This is a genomic window from Mycolicibacterium mageritense (assembly GCF_010727475.1).
GTDB lineage: Bacteria > Actinomycetota > Actinomycetes > Mycobacteriales > Mycobacteriaceae > Mycobacterium > Mycobacterium mageritense.
Window position 1 is genome coordinate 5297709 of the sequence record NZ_AP022567.1, and the last position, 23168, is coordinate 5320876.

The 23168-nt window shown below is 67.1% G+C and carries 19 protein-coding genes; 11 read left to right on the plus strand and 8 right to left on the minus strand.

Translation table 11 applies throughout. The features are described 5' to 3' along the window. Positions 1-5: 5 nt before the first annotated feature. Positions 6-1001, minus strand: a complete 996-nt coding sequence (locus G6N67_RS25515; RefSeq protein ID WP_036427850.1) for an aromatic ring-hydroxylating oxygenase subunit alpha — start codon at positions 999-1001, stop codon at positions 6-8. A gap of 97 nt (positions 1002-1098) precedes the next feature. Between G6N67_RS25515 and G6N67_RS25520 the strand changes: the two genes are divergently transcribed. Both G6N67_RS25520 and G6N67_RS25525 read left to right on the plus strand, forming a co-directional pair. Continuing rightward, complete coding sequence (locus G6N67_RS25520) at positions 1099-1533, plus strand: nuclear transport factor 2 family protein (protein WP_036427847.1); 435 nt, start codon at positions 1099-1101, stop codon at positions 1531-1533. Positions 1534-1641: 108 nt separating this feature from the next. Beyond that, the gene (locus G6N67_RS25525) at positions 1642-2700 is read left to right on the plus strand and encodes a TIGR03857 family LLM class F420-dependent oxidoreductase (RefSeq protein WP_036427846.1); all 1059 of its coding nucleotides are present in this window, start codon (positions 1642-1644) and stop codon (positions 2698-2700) included. Here the strand turns inward: G6N67_RS25525 and G6N67_RS25530 are convergent. After that, entirely contained in the window at positions 2675-4828 is a 2154-nt protein-coding gene (locus tag G6N67_RS25530) for a PAS domain-containing protein (protein ID WP_036434066.1), read from the minus strand. The genes G6N67_RS25525 and G6N67_RS25530 overlap by 26 nt on opposite strands. 197 nt (positions 4829-5025) lie before the next feature. On the opposite strand from G6N67_RS25530, the gene G6N67_RS25535 reads away from it, so the two are divergent. From G6N67_RS25535 to G6N67_RS25555, 5 genes are all read left to right on the plus strand, one after another. Further along, entirely contained in the window at positions 5026-5376 is a 351-nt protein-coding gene (locus G6N67_RS25535) for a response regulator (protein ID WP_036427844.1), read from the plus strand. 157 nt (positions 5377-5533) lie between these two features. Further along, a complete protein-coding gene (locus G6N67_RS25540) occupies positions 5534-6580 on the plus strand; it encodes a cupin domain-containing protein (protein WP_036434064.1) in 1047 nt (348 codons plus the stop codon). A 27-nt stretch (positions 6581-6607) separates the two neighbouring features. Continuing rightward, the gene (locus tag G6N67_RS25545) at positions 6608-8818 is read left to right on the plus strand and encodes a xanthine dehydrogenase family protein molybdopterin-binding subunit (RefSeq protein ID WP_036427841.1); all 2211 of its coding nucleotides are present in this window, start codon (positions 6608-6610) and stop codon (positions 8816-8818) included. Then, positions 8815-9336, plus strand: a complete 522-nt coding sequence (locus tag G6N67_RS25550) for a 2Fe-2S iron-sulfur cluster-binding protein (protein ID WP_036427838.1) — start codon at positions 8815-8817, stop codon at positions 9334-9336. Before G6N67_RS25545 ends, G6N67_RS25550 begins: the two co-directional genes overlap by 4 nt. Continuing rightward, positions 9333-10328 carry an FAD binding domain-containing protein gene (locus G6N67_RS25555; RefSeq protein WP_036427836.1) on the plus strand — a complete coding sequence of 332 codons (996 nt, stop codon included), beginning with the start codon at positions 9333-9335 and terminating at the stop codon, positions 10326-10328. Before G6N67_RS25550 ends, G6N67_RS25555 begins: the two co-directional genes overlap by 4 nt. Here the strand turns inward: G6N67_RS25555 and G6N67_RS25560 are convergent. After that, positions 10305-11804 (minus strand): acyl-CoA carboxylase subunit beta, encoded by a 1500-nt coding sequence (locus G6N67_RS25560; protein WP_036434062.1) that lies wholly within the window; start codon positions 11802-11804, stop codon positions 10305-10307. The two genes, G6N67_RS25555 and G6N67_RS25560, sit on opposite strands and share 24 nt — an antisense overlap. A gap of 133 nt (positions 11805-11937) precedes the next feature. On the opposite strand from G6N67_RS25560, the gene G6N67_RS25565 reads away from it, so the two are divergent. Both G6N67_RS25565 and G6N67_RS25570 read left to right on the plus strand, forming a co-directional pair. Then, positions 11938-12993 (plus strand): LLM class F420-dependent oxidoreductase, encoded by a 1056-nt coding sequence (locus G6N67_RS25565; protein ID WP_036427834.1) that lies wholly within the window; start codon positions 11938-11940, stop codon positions 12991-12993. Further along, positions 12990-14225, plus strand: a complete 1236-nt coding sequence (locus tag G6N67_RS25570) for a cytochrome P450 (RefSeq protein WP_036427831.1) — start codon at positions 12990-12992, stop codon at positions 14223-14225. The genes G6N67_RS25565 and G6N67_RS25570 overlap by 4 nt, the downstream gene beginning before the upstream one ends. An 88-nt stretch (positions 14226-14313) precedes the next feature. On the opposite strand, the gene G6N67_RS25575 is transcribed toward G6N67_RS25570, so the two are convergent. The 5 genes from G6N67_RS25575 to G6N67_RS25595 form a co-directional block, all read right to left on the minus strand. Beyond that, positions 14314-14451: a CstA-like transporter-associated (seleno)protein gene (locus G6N67_RS25575; protein ID WP_374762430.1), complete on the minus strand. Its 138-nt coding sequence runs from the start codon at positions 14449-14451 to the stop codon at positions 14314-14316. Further along, positions 14451-16751 carry a carbon starvation CstA family protein gene (locus G6N67_RS25580; RefSeq protein ID WP_163642284.1) on the minus strand — a complete coding sequence of 767 codons (2301 nt, stop codon included), beginning with the start codon at positions 16749-16751 and terminating at the stop codon, positions 14451-14453. The genes G6N67_RS25575 and G6N67_RS25580 overlap by 1 nt, the downstream gene beginning before the upstream one ends. 47 nt (positions 16752-16798) lie before the next feature. After that, positions 16799-18328, minus strand: coding sequence for an ATP-dependent DNA ligase (locus G6N67_RS25585; RefSeq protein WP_036427827.1), 1530 nt, complete (start codon positions 18326-18328; stop codon positions 16799-16801). A gap of 21 nt (positions 18329-18349) precedes the next feature. Next, on the minus strand, positions 18350-18718 hold the full coding sequence (locus G6N67_RS25590; RefSeq protein WP_036427826.1) for a GatB/YqeY domain-containing protein: 369 nt from the start codon (positions 18716-18718) through the stop codon (positions 18350-18352). Between the two features lie 157 nt (positions 18719-18875). Beyond that, positions 18876-20411 carry a molybdopterin-dependent oxidoreductase gene (locus G6N67_RS25595; protein WP_036427824.1) on the minus strand — a complete coding sequence of 512 codons (1536 nt, stop codon included), beginning with the start codon at positions 20409-20411 and terminating at the stop codon, positions 18876-18878. A 160-nt stretch (positions 20412-20571) separates the two neighbouring features. Here G6N67_RS25595 and G6N67_RS25600 point away from each other — a divergent pair, with 160 nt between their 5' ends. Together G6N67_RS25600 and poxB are read left to right on the plus strand one after the other, a co-directional pair. After that, a complete protein-coding gene (locus G6N67_RS25600) occupies positions 20572-21339 on the plus strand; it encodes an SDR family NAD(P)-dependent oxidoreductase (RefSeq protein ID WP_036427821.1) in 768 nt (255 codons plus the stop codon). 83 nt (positions 21340-21422) lie between these two features. Beyond that, on the plus strand, positions 21423-23159 hold the full coding sequence (gene poxB / locus G6N67_RS25605) for a ubiquinone-dependent pyruvate dehydrogenase (RefSeq protein WP_036427818.1): 1737 nt from the start codon (positions 21423-21425) through the stop codon (positions 23157-23159). Positions 23160-23168: the final 9 nt, after the last annotated feature.

Consider the following 23168-nt stretch of genomic DNA (forward strand, 5'->3'; position numbering starts at 1 on the left):
CTCCTTTACGCAGGAGACACCTCGTAGAACTGCTTCGCCCAGCTGCGCATCGCCATATAGGGTTTCGCGTCGATCTTGGCCAGGGGCGGATGTTCGATGTACTTCTGATGGCGCCAGATCTCGCAGTCCTCCCACACCGTCTTGAGGAACTGCTTCTCGACCTGCGCGCGCACCTGCGCGGGTGGGATGTCGGACTTCTCGCCCGAGAGTTTGGGCCACCAGATCGAATAGAACATGTCCGACACCTCGTCGTCGACCGGTGTGCAGGCGAAGATCAGGCGGTGGTTCGAGGATCCCTCGAACGCGCTCATGGCAAATCCGAGGCCCGAGAAATGGCTGTGGATGCGCAGGGCCATCTGGTCGGGATCGTCGCTGCGGGCATCGGGCCAACCGGTGAGGAACCGCCATTCCTCGCCTTCGTGTTCCCAGTGCAGGCACACCGGCGTCACCGTTGCGCCGTGCACGTACCGGAAATGTGAACTGTCCGGGCCATTTTCGGCCACGATCTGCGGGTGCACGGGGATGGCGTCGGCGCGGCTGGAGAACTCCGGATACGGCCGATAGTAGGCATTCGGGTCGGTCTCGAACTGCGGGAATTTGTGGAAGATGTCGGGCAGCTCCCATTGCGGCTCTTTGCCGTCGGGTTGGTGCCACATGAAGATGCACCCGTACTGCTCCCTGACCGGGTATGAGCGCAGCCGCAGCCCGCGGTTGGGCCGGTCCGGTTGGTAGGGGATGTAGCGGTTGGTGCCGTCCGGCGCCCAGCGCCAGCCGTGGAACGGGCATTCGATGCAGTCGTCGACGACCTTGCCGCCGTGGCCGATGTGCGCACCGAGATGTTTGCAGTGCGCCTCCAGGATGTGCAGCCGACCGGCCTCGTCACGATAGGCGGCCAGATCCTCGCCGAAATACCTCAGCGCCTTGACATCACCGATCTGAAACTCGGCTGACCAGCCGATCATGAACCAGCCGGTGACCTTCCAGGTGAACGGCACCAACATGCCAGCTGTCCTCCCACATTCAGCCCACGCACGAGTACGGAACACATTACAGTAGTGATTTCCGCACGTGCGAGCAGACGCTGGCGAGGAGGCGTACATGTCCGACGACATCGAGGCGATCAAACAACTCAAGGCGCGCTACTGCCGGTTCCTCGACACCAAGGACATCGATGCGTGGCGGACGCTGTTCGCCGAGAACCTCGTGGTGACGCTCGACATGGCCGTGTCGACGGGCGGTGCCGATCCGCAGACCGCGCCGCCGCTGCACGGGTTCGAGCAGTTCTTCCCCGTGGTGTGGGGCGGTGTCGAACATGCGGCAACGGTGCATCACTGTCACACGCCCGAGATCGCGCTGACCTCCGTGGACACCGCAACCGGCATCTGGGCGATGGAGGACATGCTGTTCTTCCCCGATGGCAGCGAGCTGCATGGCGCCGGCCACTATCACGAAACATACGAAAAGAAGGACGGCGCATGGCAGATCGCCAGCCTGCACCTCACCCGCACTTTGCTGAAGTTCAAGCCCGCATAGCGTGTCGGCATCGACTCTGTGCTCAGGGCACGGCCTTCACGCACGTTTGCGCCCTGAGCACAGAATCAGTGCGTGATGGCGTGTCGACAACGAGCAAGGAGTTTAGGCATGACAGCACCGGTGCTCGACGAACTCGGCTATTACCTGCTGGCAGGCGCCGGAGGTGAGGGCCCGGCGACGCTCATGGACGAGGCGCGCCGTGGTGAAGAGCTCGGTTTCGGCACGGCGTTCATCTCCGAGCGGTGGAACGTCAAGGAAGCGTCGTCACTGGTCGGCGCCGCATGTGCGGTGACCAGCCGTATACAGATCGCCACTGCGGCAACCAATCACAACACCCGCCACCCACTGATCACCGGATCGTGGGCCACCACGATGCACCGGCTCTCCGGCGGCCGGTTCACACTGGGCATCGGCCGCGGTGTGGCTGCCATGTATCAGGCGTTCGGGGTGCCCGCCGTGACCACCGCGCAAATGGAGGATTTCGCGCAGGTCATGCGCAAGCTGTGGCACGGCGAGGTGATCTTCGGCCACGACGGACCCATCGGCAAATATCAGGTGCTGTTCCTCGACCCGGATTTCGACGAGCACATCCGGTTGGCGATCGTCGCGTTCGGTCCGCAGACCCTCGCGCTGGGCGGCCGGGAATTCGACGACGTCATCCTGCACACCTACTTCACGCCGGAGACGCTGCAACGTGCGGTCAAGACCGTCAAAGACGCCGCGGAGCGGGCCGGCCGCGACCCCGACAGCGTGCGGGTGTGGTCATGTTTCGCGACCGTCGGCGACCACCTGCCGGAGGAGTTGCGGCTCAAGAAGACCGTCGCCCGCCTCGCCACCTACCTGCAGGGCTATGGCGACCTCATGGTGCGCACCAACAACTGGGATCCTGCGGTGCTGCAACGATTCCGGGAAGATGCCGTCGTCACGTCAATCCCCGGAGGCATCGACCACAAGGCCACGGCCGAGCAGATCGAGCACATCGCGACGCTCATCCCCGACGAGTGGCTCGAGCCGTCCGCCACGGGGTCGGCGCAACAGTGCGTGGCGCGCATCCGCAACGAATTCGATTACGGCGCCGACGCGGTGATCCTGCACGGGGCCACGCCCGACGAACTCGAACCGATCGTCGCCGAATACCGGGCTACCGGGAACCCAGCGGAATCCTGACCGTCAAGGTGGTGCCCACGCCGGGCGGACTGCTGACCTCCAGCCGACCGGACAGCGCCTCGACGCGGTCCTTGAGCCCGATCAGCCCCGAGCCGGCGCCCGAAATCGCGCCTCCGACACCGTCGTCGGTGACGATGACGCCGAGCGTGTCCTCGGTGGCGACGGCCTCGACGGTCACCTCGGTGGGTGACGCGTGCTTGGCCGCATTCGTCAGCGCCTCGGCCACCACGTAATACGCAGCGACCTCGACGGATTCCGGTAACCTGCGGTCGACGCCGAGATCGAGCACGACCGGTACCGAGGCGCGCCGCGCCAAGGTCTTGAGCGCGGGGCCCAACCCGCCCTTGGACAGGATCGCGGGATGAAGCCCGCGGGACAGCTCCTGCAGATCGGTGTAGAGACCCGCGAGCCCGTCCACGATATGCGACATCTGCTCGTGCACAGCGGATTGCTCTTGCGGAATCGCGGCCTGCACAGCCCTGAGCTCAAGCCCCAGCGAGACGATCCGCTGTTGTGCCCCATCGTGTAGATCCCGCTCGAATCCGCGACGGGCCTGATCGGCGGCCGCGACGATACGTGCGCGCGACGCGGTGATCTCCGCCCGCGACTCTGCGTTGAAAATCGCGGTACTCACCAAATCGGCGAAATCCCCTATCCGGGGCGTGGTCTCGGCTGACAACGGGTGTTCGCGCGACGTGCCGACCAGCAACGCGCCCCACACGCGTCCGTCTACGGTGATCGGTGCACCGACACCCGATCGCAGGCCCAATCCGCGCAGCCGCGCTGCGATCTCGCCGTCGATGCCGTCGTACGAATCGAGCCGGGTCGGTCCGCCGCCGTCGCGGATCCGCGCCGAGATGCTGTCACCGTCGAGTGCCAGCCGCTCTCCGACCCGCAGGTGTTCGGGCGACTCGGTGTCGAGCGCGGCGACCACCACACACGCAGCGTCGGCCTCGAACCTCACCAGCGTCACATGGGTCACGCCAAGTCCCTTCGACAGCTCGCTCACGGCAAGCGGATACACCTCGGCGGGCGGGGCGCCACGAGCCACCATCGTGGCCACCCGGCGCAACGCGGTCTGCTGTTCGGCCAGGGCGCTGACCTTGTTGTGGCTGGCTTCGATCTGGCGCTGGGCCTCGCGCAACCGTTCCTGTTCATGCCGTTGCTGGGTGATGTCCCGGCCCGCGCCGAACAACATCCCGTTGTCGGAGACCACGCTCCACTGAAACCAGCGCGGTTCGCCGTCGCGCCGGATGCAGCGGTTCTCGAACTGGGCCTCACCGTCGACGGTGCACAGTTCGTCGAGCACCGTCGCGGTGTGCTCTCGGTCGTCAGGGTGCACCAGATCGATGAACGGGCGGGACACCAGCTCGTCAGGCGAATACCCCAGGGTGCGGGTGAAGGCCGGGTTGATGCGGGTCAAGGTTGTGCGATCGCTGATGTAGAGCAGCTCGGACGCGACGATGAAGAACCGTTCCAGCTCATGGCGGCTGGCCGCCAGTTCCGCGGTGATCTTTTCACGATCCATGGCCGCGATGAGCAACGCCTCCAATGACGGGATCATGCGGTTCCACCGGTGCCGAGAGTCACGCGGAACCTCGCTGGGCACCAGCAGGGTGCCGATCCGGTCGCCGGCGTCGTGAAGGGGAATCGCGGTGTGATCGCGGTCCGCATCGACCGCGCCGAGCGCGAGAGTGACCTCTGGTACGTCGAGCACGCCGGCTATGCGCCGGCCGGCACGGTCGAGGGCGTGGGGCAGATCTCCGGCGCCCAGCATGAGCCTGGCCAGTTCGGCCGACAGGTCCGCTTCGCGACGTCGCTGCTCAGACTCCGCGGCCCGCAATCGCGCCTGCCCCGCGAGCACGTTGGCCAGCAGCGCCAACGGCAGAAAGACGAACAGTGCCGGCGCGAGGCTGTCGGCGCCCTCGAGATGGAAGTAGACGTAAACCAGCGCGCTGACCACCGAGGTCGCCACGGCCAGTGGAAAACTCCAACCAGCCGAGACGACGAGCACTCCGAGCAGGAAGATGGCGCCGAAGGCGTTCTCGGGGGCCACCCGTTTGAGCTGGAATACCAGGATCGTCTCACCGAGGACGAACGCCGTTGCCACCAGCACGCCCCAGCGCAGCGGCCGGGCTGTGGGGCGCACGACAAACGCCAGGAGCCGTTCCGGGAAGGACTCCAACCTGTCGTCGGCGGTTGGGTTGGCAGATGCTGGCACCGGCCGATGGTAGTTCGCGCCCAGGAAAAGTTCCGGCTAACGGTAGTGCCGTTCGTCTGCCCATCTGCCAAGCTCGAAAGTATGAGTGCATGGGGGAGGCCGCTATGCGCTGTCTGATCGTGGATGACAGTGTGCAGTTCCGCACTGCAGCCAGCGCGATGCTCGAACGGGCCGGTATGACGGTCGACGTGGCATCCGACAGTGCCGAGGCGCTGCGGTGCTATCAGGCTCATCAGCCTGACGTGACGCTCGTGGACATCGACCTCGGCGCCGAGAGCGGATTCGACCTCGCCGAGCAGTTGCACGAAACCGCACCGCCCGGAACCCCGGTGATCCTCATCTCCACGCATGCCGAACAGGATCTGGCCGACATGATCGCGGCCAGCAGCGCGGTGGGGTTCCTGCCGAAGATCGCGCTGTCCCCGGACGCCATCCACAGCCTGCTCGACGTCTAGCGGCGTCGCGGCGCCGCCGTGTCAATGGGGGCTAGCGGGAGTGCTGCCACCCCGTCAGCCCGCCCTGGATATGGCGGTCAGCATTGACGACTCGGCGGGCGCGGTGGGCAAAGGTTGGTGGCAGCACAGCAACAACCCCCACCTAGGAGATCGCGCCATGACCGTGTCCCTGACCCGCAGCTCACACACCACGTCGCTGCTCGACGGAGAGATCGTGGAGGAGAACGACTTCGGCTCGATCCGCCGGGTGACGGCCGACAACTTCCCGATCCTGCGCAGGATGTCGATCAAGCGACTGGTCATCAACCCCGGCGCGATGCGGACGCCGCACTGGCACGCCAACGCCAACGAACTGACCTACTGCGTGTCGGGCGTCGCACTGGTGTCGATGTTGGACACAGGCAACCGGTTTTCGACATTCACGGTGTCCGCGGGCGAGATGTTCCATGCCGACTCCGGCTCGTTGCATCACATCGAGAACATCGGCACCGAGCCCGCCGAGTTCATCGTCACCTTCAGCAGCGAGCGGCCCGAGGACTTCGGCTTGGGCGCCTCGTTCGGTGCCATGACCGACGCCGTGTTGGGCAACACCTACGACCTCGACGCCTCGGACTTCGCGGTGCTGCGCCGCGACACCGTCGACCGCAAGCTGGCCGGGCGCGCGGGCGATGCGGTCGTGCCCGACACCGCCGGCTACCCGGACCCGCACAAGTTCGCGGTCGAGGCGATGACCCCACCCGTCACGTCCGCCGTCGGATCGGCCCGCACCGCACGCGTGCAGTTCTGGCCCGCACTGAAGGATCTGTCGATGTACTCGTTGCGTGTCCGGGAAGACGGCATGCGCGAACCGCACTGGCATCCCGTCACCGCGGAAATGGGTTATGTGCACAGTGGATCCGCACGGATGACCGTGATGGACCCGGACGGCACGCTGGACACCTGGCACATGCGGCAGGGCGACGTGTACTTCATCCCCCGGGCCTATCCGCACCACATCGAAGTGGTGGACGCACCCGACCTGCACTTCCTGATCTTCTTCGACCAGCCCACTCCCGCCGACATCGGCTACCGCAACTCGGCCAGCGCGTACTCGCGGGCGGTGCTGGCCGCGACCTTCGACACCCACATCGACGATCTGCCGGAGTTTCCGTTCACCCCGGCGGACCCGTTGATCGTCGGCCGGCGCAATCCCGTTGACCGCTGACAGATCGCCGGAAGGGAGTAACCGGGCATGATCGGAACGAACATCGGCCGGCCGGTGAACCGGGTCGAGGGACACGACAAGGTCACCGGCGCGGCGGTCTACACCGCCGACAACACCGTCGCCGACGTGACGTACGCCGCGCTGGTGCAGTCCGACATCGCTTCCGGGCGCGTCACCGAGGAGTCGTTGCGCGACAGTGCGCGCATCGCCATGGCCGCGCCGGGCGTGCTGCATGTCCTCACCCCGCTGAATTGCCCTCCTTTGCAACGGCTTCCGGAAGATCTCACGGCGGACTTTCCCATGGAGCGCCGACCGCCGCTGGCTGACCTGCAGGTACACCACGTCGGCCAGCACATGGCGCTCGTAGTCGCCGACACGCCCGAGAACGCCACTGCCGCCGCGGAACAGTTCCACCTCGACTACGTCGCGGAAGCCGGCGTGCTGGGCATGGAGAATGCGCCGGCCCAACGCCGGTACCAGCCCGATCACTTCGTGAAGCTGCTCGACGAGAAGCTGCAGGACCGGCGCGGCGACGACGCGGAACCGGTTGGCGCCTGCCAGGTTAGCGCGCAGTACCGCACGCCGGTCAATGCGCACTACCCGATCGAGCTGTCGGCGACCATCGCGGCATGGTCGGGCGAGGAGTTGACGGTGCACGATGCGACGCGGTGGATAGCCGGCGAACGCCGCGTGCTGGCCTGCTACCTGGGCATCGCGGAAGAGCAGGTCCGGGTGCTGGCGCCGTTGGTGGGCGGCGCTTTCGGCTCGAAGAGTTTCCTCTGGATGCACGTGGTGCTCTGCGCGGTGGCAGCGCGGGCCGTAGGACGTCCGGTCAAGCTCGTGCTGTCACGCAAACAGATGTTCACCTCGACGGGCCACCGGCCCCGCACCGAGCAGCAGCTGTCGCTGGTGGCCGACGAGCAGGCGCTCCTGCTCAGCACCGAGCAGCACACGTTGACCGAGACGTCACCCGTCGCGCACTTCTGTGAGCCGGTCGGATTGTCGGCCCGCATTCTGTACCGGTCGCCGCGGCTCGTCACGTCACACACCGTCGCCCGGATCAACACACCCACACCGTGTTTCATGCGCGGACCGGGCGAGGCGCCCGGGTTGTTCGCGCTCGAATCGGCGATGGACGAGCTGGCATACGCCATGGGCACCGATCCGCTGGCCCTGCGGATGCGCAATGACGCAGACACCGATCAGACCAACGGCAAGCCGTGGTCGGGCAAGCACCTACGCGAGTGCTACCTGACGGGAGCACAGCGGTTCGGCTGGGAGAACCGCCCGATCGCGCCACGCGCCATGAACCGCGACGGTGTCCTCGTGGGGTGGGGAATGGCCACCGCCACCTATCCCGGTCGGCGCATGCCCGCCGGTTGCGACGTCACGACAACCGTCGACGGCACCGTACGGTTCGCCACCGCGACCCATGAGATCGGTACCGGGGTCCGCACGGTGATGAGCCAGGTCGCCGCCGACGCGGCCGGTTTGCCCTTGGCCGCAGTGACATTCGAGACGGGCGACTCGCTGTTCGCACCCGCGCCCTACAGCGGGGCCTCCCAGACCACCGCCACCGTCGGATCGGCGGTCGCACTGGCAGGCGCCGAATGGCAGCGGCGCCTGCTGGCGTGGCTGTCGAATCTGGACGGTTCGACGGAACTGCACATCTCCAACGGCATGCTCGTCAGCGACGGGCGCGCAGTGGCCGCCGTCGCCGACGTCCTGGTCGACGGCGGTGTCACACTTGCCGAGGCCCTGACCTTCACCGTCACCAGCGACGTGGGTGACCAGGCGACGGCCGTATCACAATCGTTCGGCGCCCACTTCTGCGAGGTCGAGGTCGATGAAGCCATCGGGCGTGCCACAGTCACGCGCTGGGTGGCCAGCCTGGACTGCGGGCGGGTGCTCAACCCGAAGCTGGCCCGCAACCAGGTGATGGGCGGCATCATGTTCGGCCTCGGGATGGCCCTGCTCGAACAGGTACCGGTCGACGGCCGGACGGGACAACTGATCGGCGAGTACTACGTGCCGACGCATGCCGATGTGCCCGACTTCGACATCACGTTCGTCGATGTCGCCGACTACGGGCTCGACCCGATCGGGGTCCGGGGCATCGGCGAGATCGGCTCGTGCGGTGTTCCCGCGGCCATCGCCAACGCGGTGTTCCATGCCACGGGAAAACGGCTGCGCGATTTACCGATAACACTGGAAATGTTGATGGGAGAACCGAATTGAGAGACTTTACGATCGAGCTGACCGTCAACGGAAAACGGTGGGTGATCAACACCGACGTGCGCACGACCCTGCTCGACCTGTTACGCGAACGGCTCCGCCTCACCGGTACCAAGAAGGGTTGCGATCACGGGCTGTGCGGTGCCTGCACGGTCACGGTCGACGGTGAGCGGGTGCTGAGTTGCCTGACGCTGGCGGCCTCGATCACCGGACGCGGTGTCGGCACCGTGGAAGCAACCGCCGCGCCCGGTGAACTGACCCCGATGCAGTGGGCGTTCATCGACCGCGACGCCTTCCAGTGCGGCTACTGCACGTCGGGACAGGTCACGTCGGCACACGCGGTGCTTCGCGAGCACGCCCGGGGCGACCTCTCGGCGGAATCGTTCGGGCAACGTGATGTCTCCATGCCACCATGCTTGAGCCGCAACGAGATCCGGGAACGTATGGCCGGAAACATCTGCCGGTGCGGGGCGTACGACAACATCGTCGCGGCCATCGAAGATGTGGCCGGTGGGCGATGAAGCCGTTCACGTTCACCCACGCGACCGAGATGGCCGATGCGGTAGCAGCGGCGTCGGCAGGCGCCAGGTATTACGCGGGCGGAACCAACCTCCTCGACCTCATGAAGAACGGCGTCGAAGCGCCGGATTCGCTGGTCGACATCGGCCGGCTCGATCTGCGGTCCATCGGGGAGACGCCCGAGGGCGGGGTGCTGATCCAAGCCGGTGCCACCAACAGCGCCGTGGCCAATCACCCGCTCATCCGCACGCGGTATCCCGTGCTCTCGCAGGCCATCCTGTCCGGAGCGACCACGCAGCTGCGCAACATGGCAACCGCCGGCGGTAACCTGGTCCAGCGCACGCGGTGCCCGTACTTCATGGACCCCGAGTTCCGGCAGTGCAACAAACGGATGCCGGGTACGGGTTGCGCGGCCCGGGACGGGTTCAACCGCGAGCATGCGTTGTTCGGGGCCGGCGAGGCTTGCGTGGCGGTGCACCCGTCCGACATGGCCGTGGCGCTGACGATCCTCGACGCCACAGTGCATGTGCTGGGTCCGAACGGTTCCCGCAGCATCGCGATCGCCGACTTCTTCGCGTTGCCGGGGAAGCACCCGGAACAGGACAACACGTTGCGGCCCGCCGAGCTGATCACGGGTATCGAGCTGCCGCCCGGTGTGTTCGGTGCGGCGAGTTGGTATCTCAAGGTGCGTGACCGGCACAGTTATGCCTTCGCCTTGGTCTCGGTGGCGGCCGGACTCGGCATCGCCGACGGCGTCATCACACATGCCGCGGTGGCGCTGGGCGGTGTGGCGGCGCGGCCATGGCGCGTCCGGGCCGCCGAACGGAGCCTGATCGGCGCCCCGGCGACGACCGAGAGCTATCGACGCGCCGCGACAGTACTCATGTCGGGGGCACAGCCGTTGAGCCAGAACGGATTCAAGGTCGCGTTGGGCCACAACAGCGTGGTCCGGGCGTTGACCGTCGCGGCGTCACGGCATGATCAGGGTGCGTGACACCGGCTCCGGAGCGGCCTGCCTGCCGTAGATGCCTTGATGCAGCGCGACCAGCAGAGCGTTGCGGGTTTCGTCGGGAGCGATCAGCTCGTCGAATCCGAGGTGGCTCGCGGACCGGTACGAGGCTTCCAGTTCCATCTTCTTGAGCACTTCGGTGACATCCTCGCCGGCGTGCGCGGCGCGGCCCAGCGCGGCTGCGCCCATCGCGCCCATGGTCGCCCCCGGGTAGGCGAACGTGGCGACCTGGTCGTCGAACCCCAGCAGCGACATCACCATTGAGCCGAAGCCGAACGCCTTGCGCAGTGTCACGTGCATTTTGATGGTGGTCGCGGCCGTCTGCGCGGCGAACATCCTTGCCCCGCTGCGTAACACGCCGGCACGTTCGGACCGGCTGCCCGGCAGCATGCCGGGATTGTCGGCCAGGAAGACGATCGGCAGGTGGAACGAATCGGCGACCGAGATGAAGTGTGCGGCCTTGTCGGCCGCGTCGGCGTCGATCGAACCGGCCAGCACCTGCGGTTGGTTGGCGACGACTGCCACGGGGTGTCCGCCGAGATGCGCCAGCGCACAGATGATTGCGCGGCCGAACTTGGGCTGCACCTCGAACCAGTCGGTGCGGTCGAACACCGCATCCAGGACCGTTCGCATGTCGTATACGCGGCGGTTGTCTCGCGAGACGATCTCGAGCAGTTCGGGTGTCGCCCGCGGGGCGGCGGACTCGTCGACTTCTGCGGTCGGCGGGTAGGACCAGGCGCTGGGCGGGAAATACGACAAGTAGCGACGGATGTCGTCGAGCACGGCCTCGTCGTTGTCGCCGAAGTTGTGGATCACGCCGCTGGCGAGCGCCACCGCGGGGCCACCCAGTTCTTCCTTCGAGATGTCCTCTCCGGTCGACTCTTTCACCACCGGAGGCCCGGCGGTGAAGATCGCGCCGTGCGGGCTCATGATGGTGAAGTCACAGACCGGGGCCACCAGGGCACCGTGCCCGGCGGACGCGCCGAGGACGGCCGAGACCGTCGGAACCCGCCCGGAGCACCGCGCCTGTGCGATGAGGTCGGTGGGCGTCCGGCCGTAATGCTCGCCCGCGGCCGCGCGGAACCCGGCGCCCTCCAACAGCATCACCAGCGGAATCTTGTTGCGCAGGGCCAATTCCGCGAGCCGGTACCGTTTGGCGTTGCCGCCCGGCCCGATGCTGCCCGCAAGCGTCGTGAAATCCTCGGCGCCCACCATCACCGGCGTCCCGTTGACGAGACCGGTGCCTGCCACGATGCCGTCGGAGGCGATGTCGCCGCCGACCAGTGTGCCGAATTCCTGGAATGTGCCGGGGTCGAGCAGGTGGTCCAGCCTGGCGCGGGCATCGAGCTTGCCCTTGGCGTGATGCTTGGCCAGGCGCTCCGGGCCGCCCATCTTGTAGGCGTGCTGACGACGGCGATCGAGGTCTTCCAGCGACTCCTTCCAGTCGTGGGCGTGTGTCACGGTGGCCTCCACTCCTCGAACGCGGTCGGCTTGTAGCCTAACCCCGTTGACCATACTGAATTGCTTACTGTAGCGTCGAACAGGTGGGTGGGTTGCGCGTGACCGAACGTTTCGGCACAGGCACGCACGCGCAATGACCAGCGCGGTAGCCTCTGCGGTGAAGGTCGACCGGGGGATACCCGGTCACCTTGCCACGGTTGCTCATACGGCACGTGAGCTCGAATCGCGGGGTTACGACGGATGCTGGACCGGCGAGATCGACCACGACCCGTTTCTGCCTCTTGTGCTCGCGGCTGAGCACACCAGCAACATGCGGCTCGGCACGAGCATCGCCGTCGCGTTCGCGCGTAGCCCCATGACGGTCGCACATCTGGGCTGGGATCTTCAGGCCTACTCCCGCGGCCGGTTCATCCTCGGCCTCGGAACCCAGATCCGTCCGCACATCGAGAAGCGGTTCGGAATGCCGTGGAGTCATCCCGCCCGACGCATGCGCGAATACATCCTGGCGCTGCACGCGATCTGGTCATGCTGGCGCGACGGCACCAGGCTGCGGTTCGAGGGCGAGTTCTACACGCACAAGATCATGACGCCGATGTTCACGCCAGAACCGTCGGGTGAGGCGTTCCCGAAAGTGTTCGTGGCAGCCGTCGGCGGGGCGATGACCGAAATATGCGGTGAGGTCGCCGACGGGCTTCTCGCGCACGCGTTCACCACGCGGCGCTATCTCGACGAGGTCACTCTGCCCGCCCTGAGGCGCGGCCTGGAACGTTCGGGGCGCCAAAGGGATGCCCTCGAGTTGTCCTGCCCGGTGTTGCTCGTGACCGGTGCCGACGAGCAGGAGATGTCCGCGGCCGCGGTGGCGACCCGCAAGCAACTCGCCTTCTACGCCTCGACGCCCGCCTACCGCAAGGTTCTCGAACAGCACGGCTGGGCAGACTTGCAGATCGACCTGCACCGATTGTCGATGGCAGGGAAGTGGGACGAAATGGGTGCGCTGATCGACGACGACGTGCTCGACGCGTTCGGCGTGGTCGCCCCTATCCCGGAGTTGGCCCGCGCGTTGCACAACCGCTGTGCCGGTGCCGTCGACCGGGTTCTGCCTGCCTTTCCGGCGACGGTGCCCCGGGCGACCGTCGACGCGGTACTCGACGAGTTCCGACAGTGTCAGCCCGTGAGGAGCAGCCCGTGAGCAGTAGGACCATCGACGACGCCGCCAAGGTGTTCGCCATCCCGTCGGCTTACACCGATGACGCGAAATTCCATGCCGCGCTGGCGCATCTGCGAACCAACGCGCCGGTTTCGTGGGTCGAGGTGCCGTCGTATCAGCCGTTCTGGGCGGTCACCAAACATGCCGACATCATGGCGATCGAACGCGCCGACGACGTGTTCACCAACGCGCCCCGTCCGGTTCTGGTGACCGCGGCGGACGACGAGCGTCAGGCCGCGGTCGGCGTGCGCACGCTCATCCACATGGATGATCCGGAGCATCGCGTCATGCGGGCGATCGGCGCGGACTGGTTCCGGCCGAAGGCCATGCGCGCGCTGAAGGTACGGGTCGACGAACTCGCCAGGATCCACGTCGACAAGATGCTCGACGCGGGTGGCGAATGCGATTTCGTGCAGGAGATCGCGGTCAACTATCCGCTGTACGTCATCATGTCGCTGCTCGGGGTGCCAGAGGCGGATTTCCCGCTGATGCTGAGCCTCACCCAGGAACTGTTCGGCAACGACGACGACGAGTTCAAACGCGCCGCGGACGAGGGCGACACCATGACCGCGCTGCTGGAGATGTTCCAGTACTTCAGCGAGCTCACCGCCGCCAGGCGGGAAAACCCCACCGGTGACCTGGCTTCCGCGATTGCGAACGCGCGGGTGGACGGGCAGCCGCTCAACGACATCGAGACCGTGTCCTACTACGCGATCGTGGCGGCCGCGGGCCACGACACCACGAGCGCGACGATATCGGGCGGCATGCTCGCGCTGCTCGAAAACCCGGCTGAACTCGAAAGACTGCGCAGCGACCCGCGACTCATGGCGACGGCGGTCGAGGAGATGATCCGGTGGGTCACCCCGGTCAAGGCGTTCATGCGCACCGCGGCCATCGACACCGTGGTGCGTGACATACCCGTCGCGGCAGGCGAATCGGTTCTGCTGTCCTACCCGTCGGGCAACCGCGACGAGGACATCTTCGACGAGCCGTTCCGGTTCGACGTCGGACGCGACCCCAACAAGCACGTGGCATTCGGGTACGGCGTGCACTTCTGTCTGGGTGCGGCCCTGGCACGCATGGAGATCAACAGCTTCTTCAGTGAGCTGATCCCTCGGCTGGATTCGATCGAGCTGACCGGCTCGCCACAGCACACCGCGACCACGTTCGTCGGCGGCCTCAAGCACCTGCCGGTCCGGTACTCGCTCAAGTAAGACCGCGAGCAGACGCAAAATCCCGCAAAAAGCCTCTGATTTGGGCGATTTCGTGTCTGCTCGCGGGGATGACGGCCCGAAATGCCCGTCAGCAGCAACGCGCGCCGGGGTTGGCCTCGGTGTTGCGGTGCCGCATCTTCCAGTAGTCACGCTCAGACAGCACGGGTTCGCCCGGATGGGCGCGGGTGTGGTGCTCGACGTAGCGCCGGTAGTGGTTGTCTCCCATCAATGTCCCGCAGTACCAGCTGATCTGGCGTGCGGCCTGGCGTGTGCGCTCGGCAAGGCGTCCCATTGTTTCTGCACCTCCTTCTCGGCTGAGGTGGGGATCAAACCCGACGGCGCGAAGATCCGCGACGGCACCGGCTCGTCCTCGGCGAGGGGACGGCCGGTGCCGCGCAGCGCCCGCAGCGCCATCACGACACCCGCCGTGAACACGATGAGTACCAGCGCCGCGAACACGATCGACAACGTGCCCTGGATGAACGTGTTGCGGATGACGGCATCGATCTGGTCCGGGTTCTTCGCCGCGCCGAACGTCGACTTGCCCGCCTCCTTCGCCGCGACGTACTGCGAATGCTGCTTCCAGTAGCCGACTTTCGGGTCGCCCGAGAAGATCTTCTGCCACGATGCCGTCATGGTCACCGTGAGATCCCAGAGCAACGGAATGCCGGGAATCCACGCCCACTTCGCCAACCCGCGTTTGATCACCACCACGGTGACCACCGTGAGAGCAATCGCGGCGAGCAATTGGTTGGCGATGCCGAACAGCGGGAACAGGGTGTTGATGCCGCCGAGCGGGTCGGTCACACCCATCAGCAGGATGCTGCCCCACGCGGCCACCACGATGACGCTGCAGGTCCAGGCACCCACCCGCCAGCTCGGGTTGCGCAGCTTCTTCAACGGGCCACCGAGGTTGCCCAGGCCGTCGGACAGCATGAACCGCGCCACGCGGGTTCCGGCGTCGACCGTGGTGAGGATGAACAGCGCCTCGAACATGATCGCGAAGTGGTACCAGAACGCCTTGAGGCTCTCGCCGCCGAACACCTGGTGCAGCACCTCCGACATGCCGAACGCGAGAGTGGGGGCGCCGCCGGTGCGGGACACGATCGACTCCTCGCCGACCCCTTCCGCGGCGGCGGTGATCTCCTCGGCCGTGATGGGCCGGCCCGACAGGCCGAGACCGTTGACGTAGTCGGCCGCGGTCTGGGCGGTGGTGCCCGTCTGCGCGGACGGCGCGTTGATCGCGAAGTAAAGGTGCTGGTTGAGGATCGCCGCGGTGATCAACGCCATGATGGCGACGAACGACTCGGTGAGCATGCCGCCGTAGCCGATCAGCCGCATCTGGCTTTCCTTCTCCAGCAGCTTCGGTGTGGTGCCCGACGAGATCAGCGAATGGAAGCCCGACAGCGCGCCGCACGCGATCGTGATGAAAAGGAACGGGAACAGCGAACCGGCGAACACGGGGCCGGTGCCGCTGGCGGCGAAGTTCGAGATCGCCGGCGCCTCCATGACAGGTCGGGCGATCACGATGCCGACGGCCAGCAGCGCGATGGTGCCGACCTTCATGAACGTCGACAGGTAGTCCCGGGGCGCCAGCAGCAACCACACCGGAAGTACCGAGGCGGCCAGGCCGTAGATGATGATGCACCACGACAGCGTGACCTTCGACAACGTGAACCAGTTGACACCCCAATCGGTCTCGGCGACCCAGCCGCCCGCGATGACCGCGAGCAGCAGCAGAACGACGCCGATCAGCGACACCTCGGAGACCCGGCCCGGACGCAGGTAGCGCAGATACAAGCCCATGAAGACGGCGATCGGGATCGTCATGGCGATCGAGAACACGCCCCACGGGCTTTCGGCCAGCGCGTTGACCACCACGAGCGCGAGCACGGCCAGCAGGATCACCATGATCACGAGGACGCCGACGATCGCGGCGACACCACCGACCGACCCGAGTTCGTCGCGGGCCATCTGGCCCAGCGACCGGCCCCTGCGGCGCACCGAGATCGACAACACCAGGTAGTCCTGCACGCAGCCGGCCACGACCGCGCCGATGATGATCCAGATGGTGCCCGGCAGATAACCCATCTGCATGGCCAGCACCGGGCCGACGAGCGGGCCTGCGCCCGCGATCGCGGCGAAATGATGGCCGAACAGCACCCGGCGGTCGGTCGGCAGATAATCCGTACCGTTCTCGAAAAGCTCTGCCGGAGTGGCACAGTCATCGCGCGGGCGCACGATCTTCATCTCGATGAGCCGCGCGTAGAAGCGGAATCCGATGACATAGGTGCAGATTGCCGCGATCACGAACCAGACCGCGTTGACGGTCTCCCCGCGGAAGAACGCGATCACCGCCCATGCCACGGCGGCGAGCAGCGCGATGACCGCGAAGACGATCCGGTGCCGGGCAGTGATGGGAGAGCGGTCGATGATCGCTACCGGCGGAAGGTCTTTGTCAGTGCGGATATACGTGACGTCGCCGTCCTGCTCCTCGATGCGATCGGGTGCGGTGGGTGTGGCCATGGACTGATCTTTTCATCGTCGCCGCGCGCTGTGGGGCAGAACCCACGTCAGCGCTCGTAGAGAGCACGCACGGTGTCGATCGTGTCGGCCTCGGCCGGTGACTTGTCGTCGCGGTACCGCAGCACCCGGGCGAAGCGCAGCGCCATCCCGCCCGGGTAGCGCGACGAGCCCTGCACCCCGTCGAACGCGATCTCGACGACCTGTTCGGGGCGTAGCGGGACGACGTAGGCGTCGGTGGGCCCCGCGGCGAGCTCGGTGAAACGTCTGGTTTGCCAATCCAGCATCGCGTCGGTCATGCCTTTGAACGTCTTTCCCAGCATCACGAACCCGCCGGTGGCCGGGTCACGCGCACCCAGATGGATGTTGGAGAGTTTGCCGGTTCGCCGGCCCGAACCCCATTCGACCGCGAGCACAACCAGATCCAGCGTGTGCACGGGTTTCACCTTGAGCCAGCCCGCGCCCCGCCGCCCCGCCTCGTACGGCGCCGTCGGCGATTTCGCCATCACCCCTTCGTGGCCTGCTGCCAGCACCCGGTCGAGGAACGCGGCGGCCGCGTCGGGATCGGACGTGCACAGGCGGTCCACCCGCTGGGAAGCCGGGACGATGGTGTCCAGTGCGGCGAGCCGCTCGCCGGTCGGCAGGTCGAGCAGATCGCTGCCGTCGAGGTGGAGCAGGTCGAAGAAGAACACGGACAGCCGTTGCACGTCGGTGGGTGTCTTGCGCCCGAACCGGGACGCTGTCACCTGAAACCGGTGCGGGCGCCCGTCGGGCTGCAGGGCGATGGCTTCGGCGTCGGCGATGAGGTGCTCGGCGGGCAGCGCCAGCACGGCGTCGACCACCTCCGGTAGGCGGTGGGTCACGTCGTCCAGGCTGCGCGTGTAGATGGACACGTCTGTTCCGGCGCGGTGGATCTGTACGCGTGCGCCGTCCAGCTTTGCTTCCAGAATGGCTGTGCCACCGAGCCGTTCGAGCGCATCGGCGACTCCGGTGGCGGTCTGGGCGAGCATAGGCCCGACCGGTTGCCCGACCTGGAGCCGGAAGTGGGCCATCGCGGCAGGGCCGCCGGTGAGCGCCGCGGCCGCCACCGCGGGCAGGTCACCGGCCAGCATGGCGGCGCGCCGCACCTCCGCGGCCGGGATGCCGGCGGCCTTCGCGATCGCGTCCGCCATCACCCCCGCGAGCGCGCCCTGGCGCAGCTCGCCTGTCAGCAGGCGTCGCAGGAACATCTGCTCGGCCGCCGTGGCAGCGCCGAACAGGTCGGCGACCTGTGCGGCGCGGCCGGCCTGTGAACCCTTGCCCACCACGGCCTTGATGCGGGTGAGCCGCGAGTCGACGTCGGCGATGGTCAACGTGGCGGTGGCGGCAGGTGGTGGCAGGGCACGCAGCCCAGCCCAGCCCACGCCGATCTGACGTTGCGGCAGCTCACCGGTCAGCCACGACACCGCGACCGCGACGATGTGGGCGTCGCCGGCGGAGGCCAGCTCTGCCAGCAGCGTGGCGATGCGGCCGACTTTGGCCAGCCGCGCGGACGTCGCCGCGACGTCAGCGGATGCAGTGGCTAGTTCGGCGAGCAGCACATGCTCAGCGTGCCACGCGGGTCAGACATCCCTGAGGGCTTGCGCGAGCACTGCGGCTTGCGACCGTAGATCGGAGGCACGGCCGTGGTAGCCGTTGACGATGTACTCGTCCGCGGCTTGCAGTCGTTCGTCGATCTCGGTCTGGATGAGGTCGCGAATCTCGGCGTCGGTGAGGACGCGACGGTCCACCTCCGTGGAGCCAAGCCCACATGCGGCACCGGCGATGGGCCCGTCGGGCAGCGTGGCGAGGTGCACGGCCGCGGGCGTCTCGGCGTTGTCGATGGCGCTCAGCGCCGAACGGAGCGCGGCGATGCGTGCCGTGTCGCGAAGTTTGCGCGCCGACAGCAGCCCCTGGCGGAGCCTTTCGCGCCAGTGATGTGCCGGTGTCATGGCCACCAACCTAAGTGGTGACCAGGGAAACGTCGAAGGAATTTTGCGCGCTCGATCGCCGCGCGTGGGAGCGAAAGATGGGCGAGATGGCGCCTCGGGTCGCCGACCGGCACGTTCGCGGTGTCGGGGTGCTGTGCCGGGGGCGCCGCGCTGTGGGTCAACTCACGTGGAACGTCACGGTGTGCCAACCCGTCGCGCCGTCGGGTGCGGGCTCGGCCAGATCGGGCGTCTGCACGGCCCCGCTGTTGTCGGTCGCCCGCACGGTGATGGTGTGTTCGCCCGGCGCCTCGGCGTCCCAGTCGGCACTCCACAATCGCCAGGTCTCCTCCGAGTAGGCCTCGCCCAGTTGCGCGGGCAGCCAATTCCCGTCGTCGATTCGGACTTCCACGCCGCGTATGCCGCGGTTCTGCGCCCACGCCACGCCGCCGAAGCGGACCGGGCCGCGCGCGACCGTCTGGCCGCTGCGCGGGACGTCGATGCGGGACTGGGTCTTGATCGGGCCACGGGCAGACCAGCCGAGCTTCGTCCAGTACGCCTCGGCGCGGTCGAAGCGCGTGAGCTCGAGATCGACGACCCATTTGGTGGCCGATACGTAGCCGTAGAGCCCCGGGACGACGAGCCGTGCGGGATATCCGTGTTCGGTGGGCAGCGGTGCGCCGTTCATGCCGATCGCGAGCAGCGCGCCGCGGTCGTCGGTCAGCGCATCGACCGGTGTTCCCGCGGTGAAGCCGTCGATCGACGTCGACAGCACCATGTCGGCGTCCGGCGAGACACCTGCTTCGGCGAGCAGGTCACGGACCCGGTACCCGATCCAGGTGGCGTTCGAGATCAGATTGCCGCCCACGGGGTTTGACACACACGTGAGGGTCACGACTGCCTCGACCGCCTCGAAGCGGTCCAGATCTTCGAAGCGGTAGGTGATCTCGCGGTCGGTCATGCCGTGGATCCGCAGCTGCCAGTCGGTGCGGCTGAGCTGCGGCACGCTCAGCGCGGTGTCGATGCGGTAGAAGTCCGCCGCCGGGGTGATGAATGACGGCAGTGCGACGTTCGACGGCTGCACCGCAGGGGGAATCGGTCGCGCCGGGACGGCCTTCGGCAGCGTGAACGCGTTGCGGTCGTCTGCCACCGACGCCGCGACGCGCGCCCACACCGCACTCGCGACCCCGGTGACCGTGCCTGCGGCCAGCAATCCCAGCGTGAGAAGCGACAACCGGCGTCCGGGATCCACGTCGTCGTCGGTATCGAGGCGTTCGGCCGCGTCGGTCAACCGGCCCGCTGCCAGCACCCTCAGCACGGCGATGCCGCAGATCGCGCCGGCCACAGTCGGCAAGACGGCCCACCAACTCGCGCCGGGGCGCGACAACACCGCGACGCAGCCGAGCACGCCGCCAAGGCCGATCGCGATGCTGCCGATCGGGCGACTGCGGCTCTCCAACGAACCCGCCACCGCGGCGATCGTCGCGATGACCGCCAGCACCAAGATTGTCAGCACCAGTTTGTCGGCCGTGCCGAAAGTCGTGATGGCCCATTCCTTCACCGGCCCCGGCGTGAGGTCGATGACGGCGGAGCCGACGGCGGTGCGCGCGTCGGCTGCGGGACCGAACGGCACTGCGAGCAGGCCCGTGACGCCGAGGGCCACGGCCGCTGCCGCGACTCCGGCCAGCGCCGGCGTGCGCTGCACGCGATCTGCCATGGTCGAAATCTACCGGTGTGGCGGGCCGGGAGACCTTACGAAGTGGTGACGGTGTCGCGCCACCGGCCATGCGATCCGCAAATCCACCCGAAAGGCTTACCGAAAGGCATCATCGGTTAGGTTACGTTACGAATTCGGTCACTTTTGGAAAGGGAGCTAGATGGAGATCGAAGGCAAGAAGGCTGTTGTCGTCGGTGGCGCGTCGGGCTTCGGCCGGGCGACTGCCGAGGCACTCGCCAAACGTGGAGCCGTCGTGGCGGTGCTCGACCGCCCGCAGTCGAAGGGGCAGGAGGTGGCCGACGAGATCGGCGGCTCGTTCTTCGCGGTCGACGTCACCGACTTCGTGGGCACCGAGCAGGTGTTGCAGCAGGCAGTGGACGGTCTGGGCGCCCTGCACATCGCGGTGACCACGGCCGGCGGCGGCATCGGCGAACGCACGATCAAGAAAGACGGCCCGCACAGCCTGGACTCGTTCCGGGCCAGCATCGACCTCAATCTGATCGGCACGTTCAACATCAGCCGGCTCGCGGCCTGGCACATGAGCAAGAACGACCCGGTCGACGCCGATGCGGAGGAACGCGGCGTCATCATCAACACGGCCTCGATCGCGGCCTTCGAGGGCCAGATCGGCCAGGTGGCCTACACCGCGTCGAAGGCCGCGATCGCCGGCATGTGCCTGACCATGGCGCGCGACCTGGGCAGCCTCGGCATCCGCGCGCTCGCCATCGCGCCGAGCCTGTTCGCGACCGGGCTCACCGAGGGGATACCGGACGAGTTCGCGACCGTGTTGACCAAGGACGCGGCCTTTCCGAAACGACTGGGACGGCCAGAGGAGTACGCCAAACTGGCGGTCGCGATCGTGGAGAACGCGATGCTCAACGGCCAGTGCATCCGGTTGGACGCGGGGCAGCGCTTCGCGCCCAAGTAGAGTGATTTCGGCGTGATCGGCGGCCTGGATGCACCGTCGCAACGCGGGACCGATCACGCCGGAACCTCAACCCGGGAGGCGCAATGGCAACCGTTGCAGACCATTTCATCTCCGCGCTGGCCATAAGTGGGGTAAAGCGGGTTTACGGTCTGCCGGGCGACAGCCTCAACGGCTTCACCGACGCGATCCGGCGCAGCGGCGACATCACTTGGGAGCACGTTCGGCACGAGGAGACCGCGGGATTCGCGGCCGCCGCCGACGCCGCGCTGACCGGCAGGCTCGCGGTGTGCGCAGGCAGCTGCGGCCCGGGCAACCTGCACCTGATCAACGGATTGTTCGACGCGCAGCGCAGCCGGGTACCGGTGCTGGCGATCGCCGCGCACATCCCACGTACCGAGATCGGTTCGGAGTACTTCCAGGAGACGCACCCACAGGAGCTGTTCCGAGAATGCAGCGTCTACTGCGAACTCGTCAGCACCCCGGAGATGGCGCCCCGCATCCTGGAGATGGCCATGCGCGCCGCGGTCGAGGAGAACGGTGTCGCCGTCGTCGTCATCCCCGGCGAGATCTTCCTGCAGCGCGCCGGTGAGTCTGCCTGGACGGCACGGCCGGTGCGGGCGACCCATTCGATCCTGAGGCCGGACGACGAATCGGTGCGGCGCGCGGCCGACATCCTCAACGCCGGCGAGCGGGTCACCATCCTCGGTGGGGCGGGCGTGGCAGGCGCCCACGACGCGTTGATCGAACTGGCGTCGACCCTGCAGTCGCCGATCGTGCATGCATTGCGCGGCAAGGAGTTCATCGAATACGACAACCCGTTCGACGTCGGGATGACCGGGCTACTCGGCTTCGCGTCGGGCTACAAGGCCATCAAAGAGGCCGACACCCTGCTGATGCTCGGCACCGACTTTCCATACCAGCAGTTCTATCCCGAGGGCGCCGCCGTCATCCAGGTCGACATCCGCGGTCGCAACCTCGGCAGGCGCACGCCGATCGACCTCGGGCTGCGCGGCACGGTCAAGGACACTCTGGCCGCGCTGCAACCCCTGCTGCGGCAGAAGCAGGACCGTGAGCACCTCGACCGCTCGCTGCGGCATTACCGCAAGACCCGCGCCCAGCTGGACTCACTGGCGGTCAACGATCGCGACAAGAGCCCGATCCGGCCGGAATACGTTGCAGGCCTTGCCAACCGGCTGGCCTCCGACGACACCGTGTTCACCTGCGACGTGGGCTCTCCGGTGGTGTGGGCCGCGCGATACCTGACGATGAACGGCAGGCGCAGGCTCATCGGGTCGTTCAACCACGGCACCATGGCCAACGCGCTGCCGCACGCGATCGGCGCCCAGACCGCCTATCCCGGCCGCCAGGTGGTTGCGTTGGCGGGCGACGGCGGACTCACCATGTTGTTCGGCGAACTCGTGACGCTGATCCAGAACCGCCTGCCGGTCAAGGTGATCGTGTTCAACAACTCGTCGCTGAACTTCGTCGAACTGGAGATGAAGGCCGCGGGCATCGTGACGTTCGGTACCGACCTGGTCAACCCCGACTTCGCCGCGGTCGCCCAGTCGATGGGTGTGTTCGGCCGACGCGTGACGGAACCGGGCCAGTTGGAAGGGGCGTTGACCGAAGCGTTCGCGCATGACGGGCCCGCCGTCGTCGACGTCGTCACGGCGCGGCAGGAACTGTCCATCCCACCCGCGATCACCGTCGAACAGGCCAAGGGCTTCTCGCTGTACGCCATCCGGACCATCCTCGCCGGGCGCGCGGACGAGCTGCTGGACCTGGTGAGCACCAACGTCGCCCGGCGCATCCTGGACTGAGAATGCAAG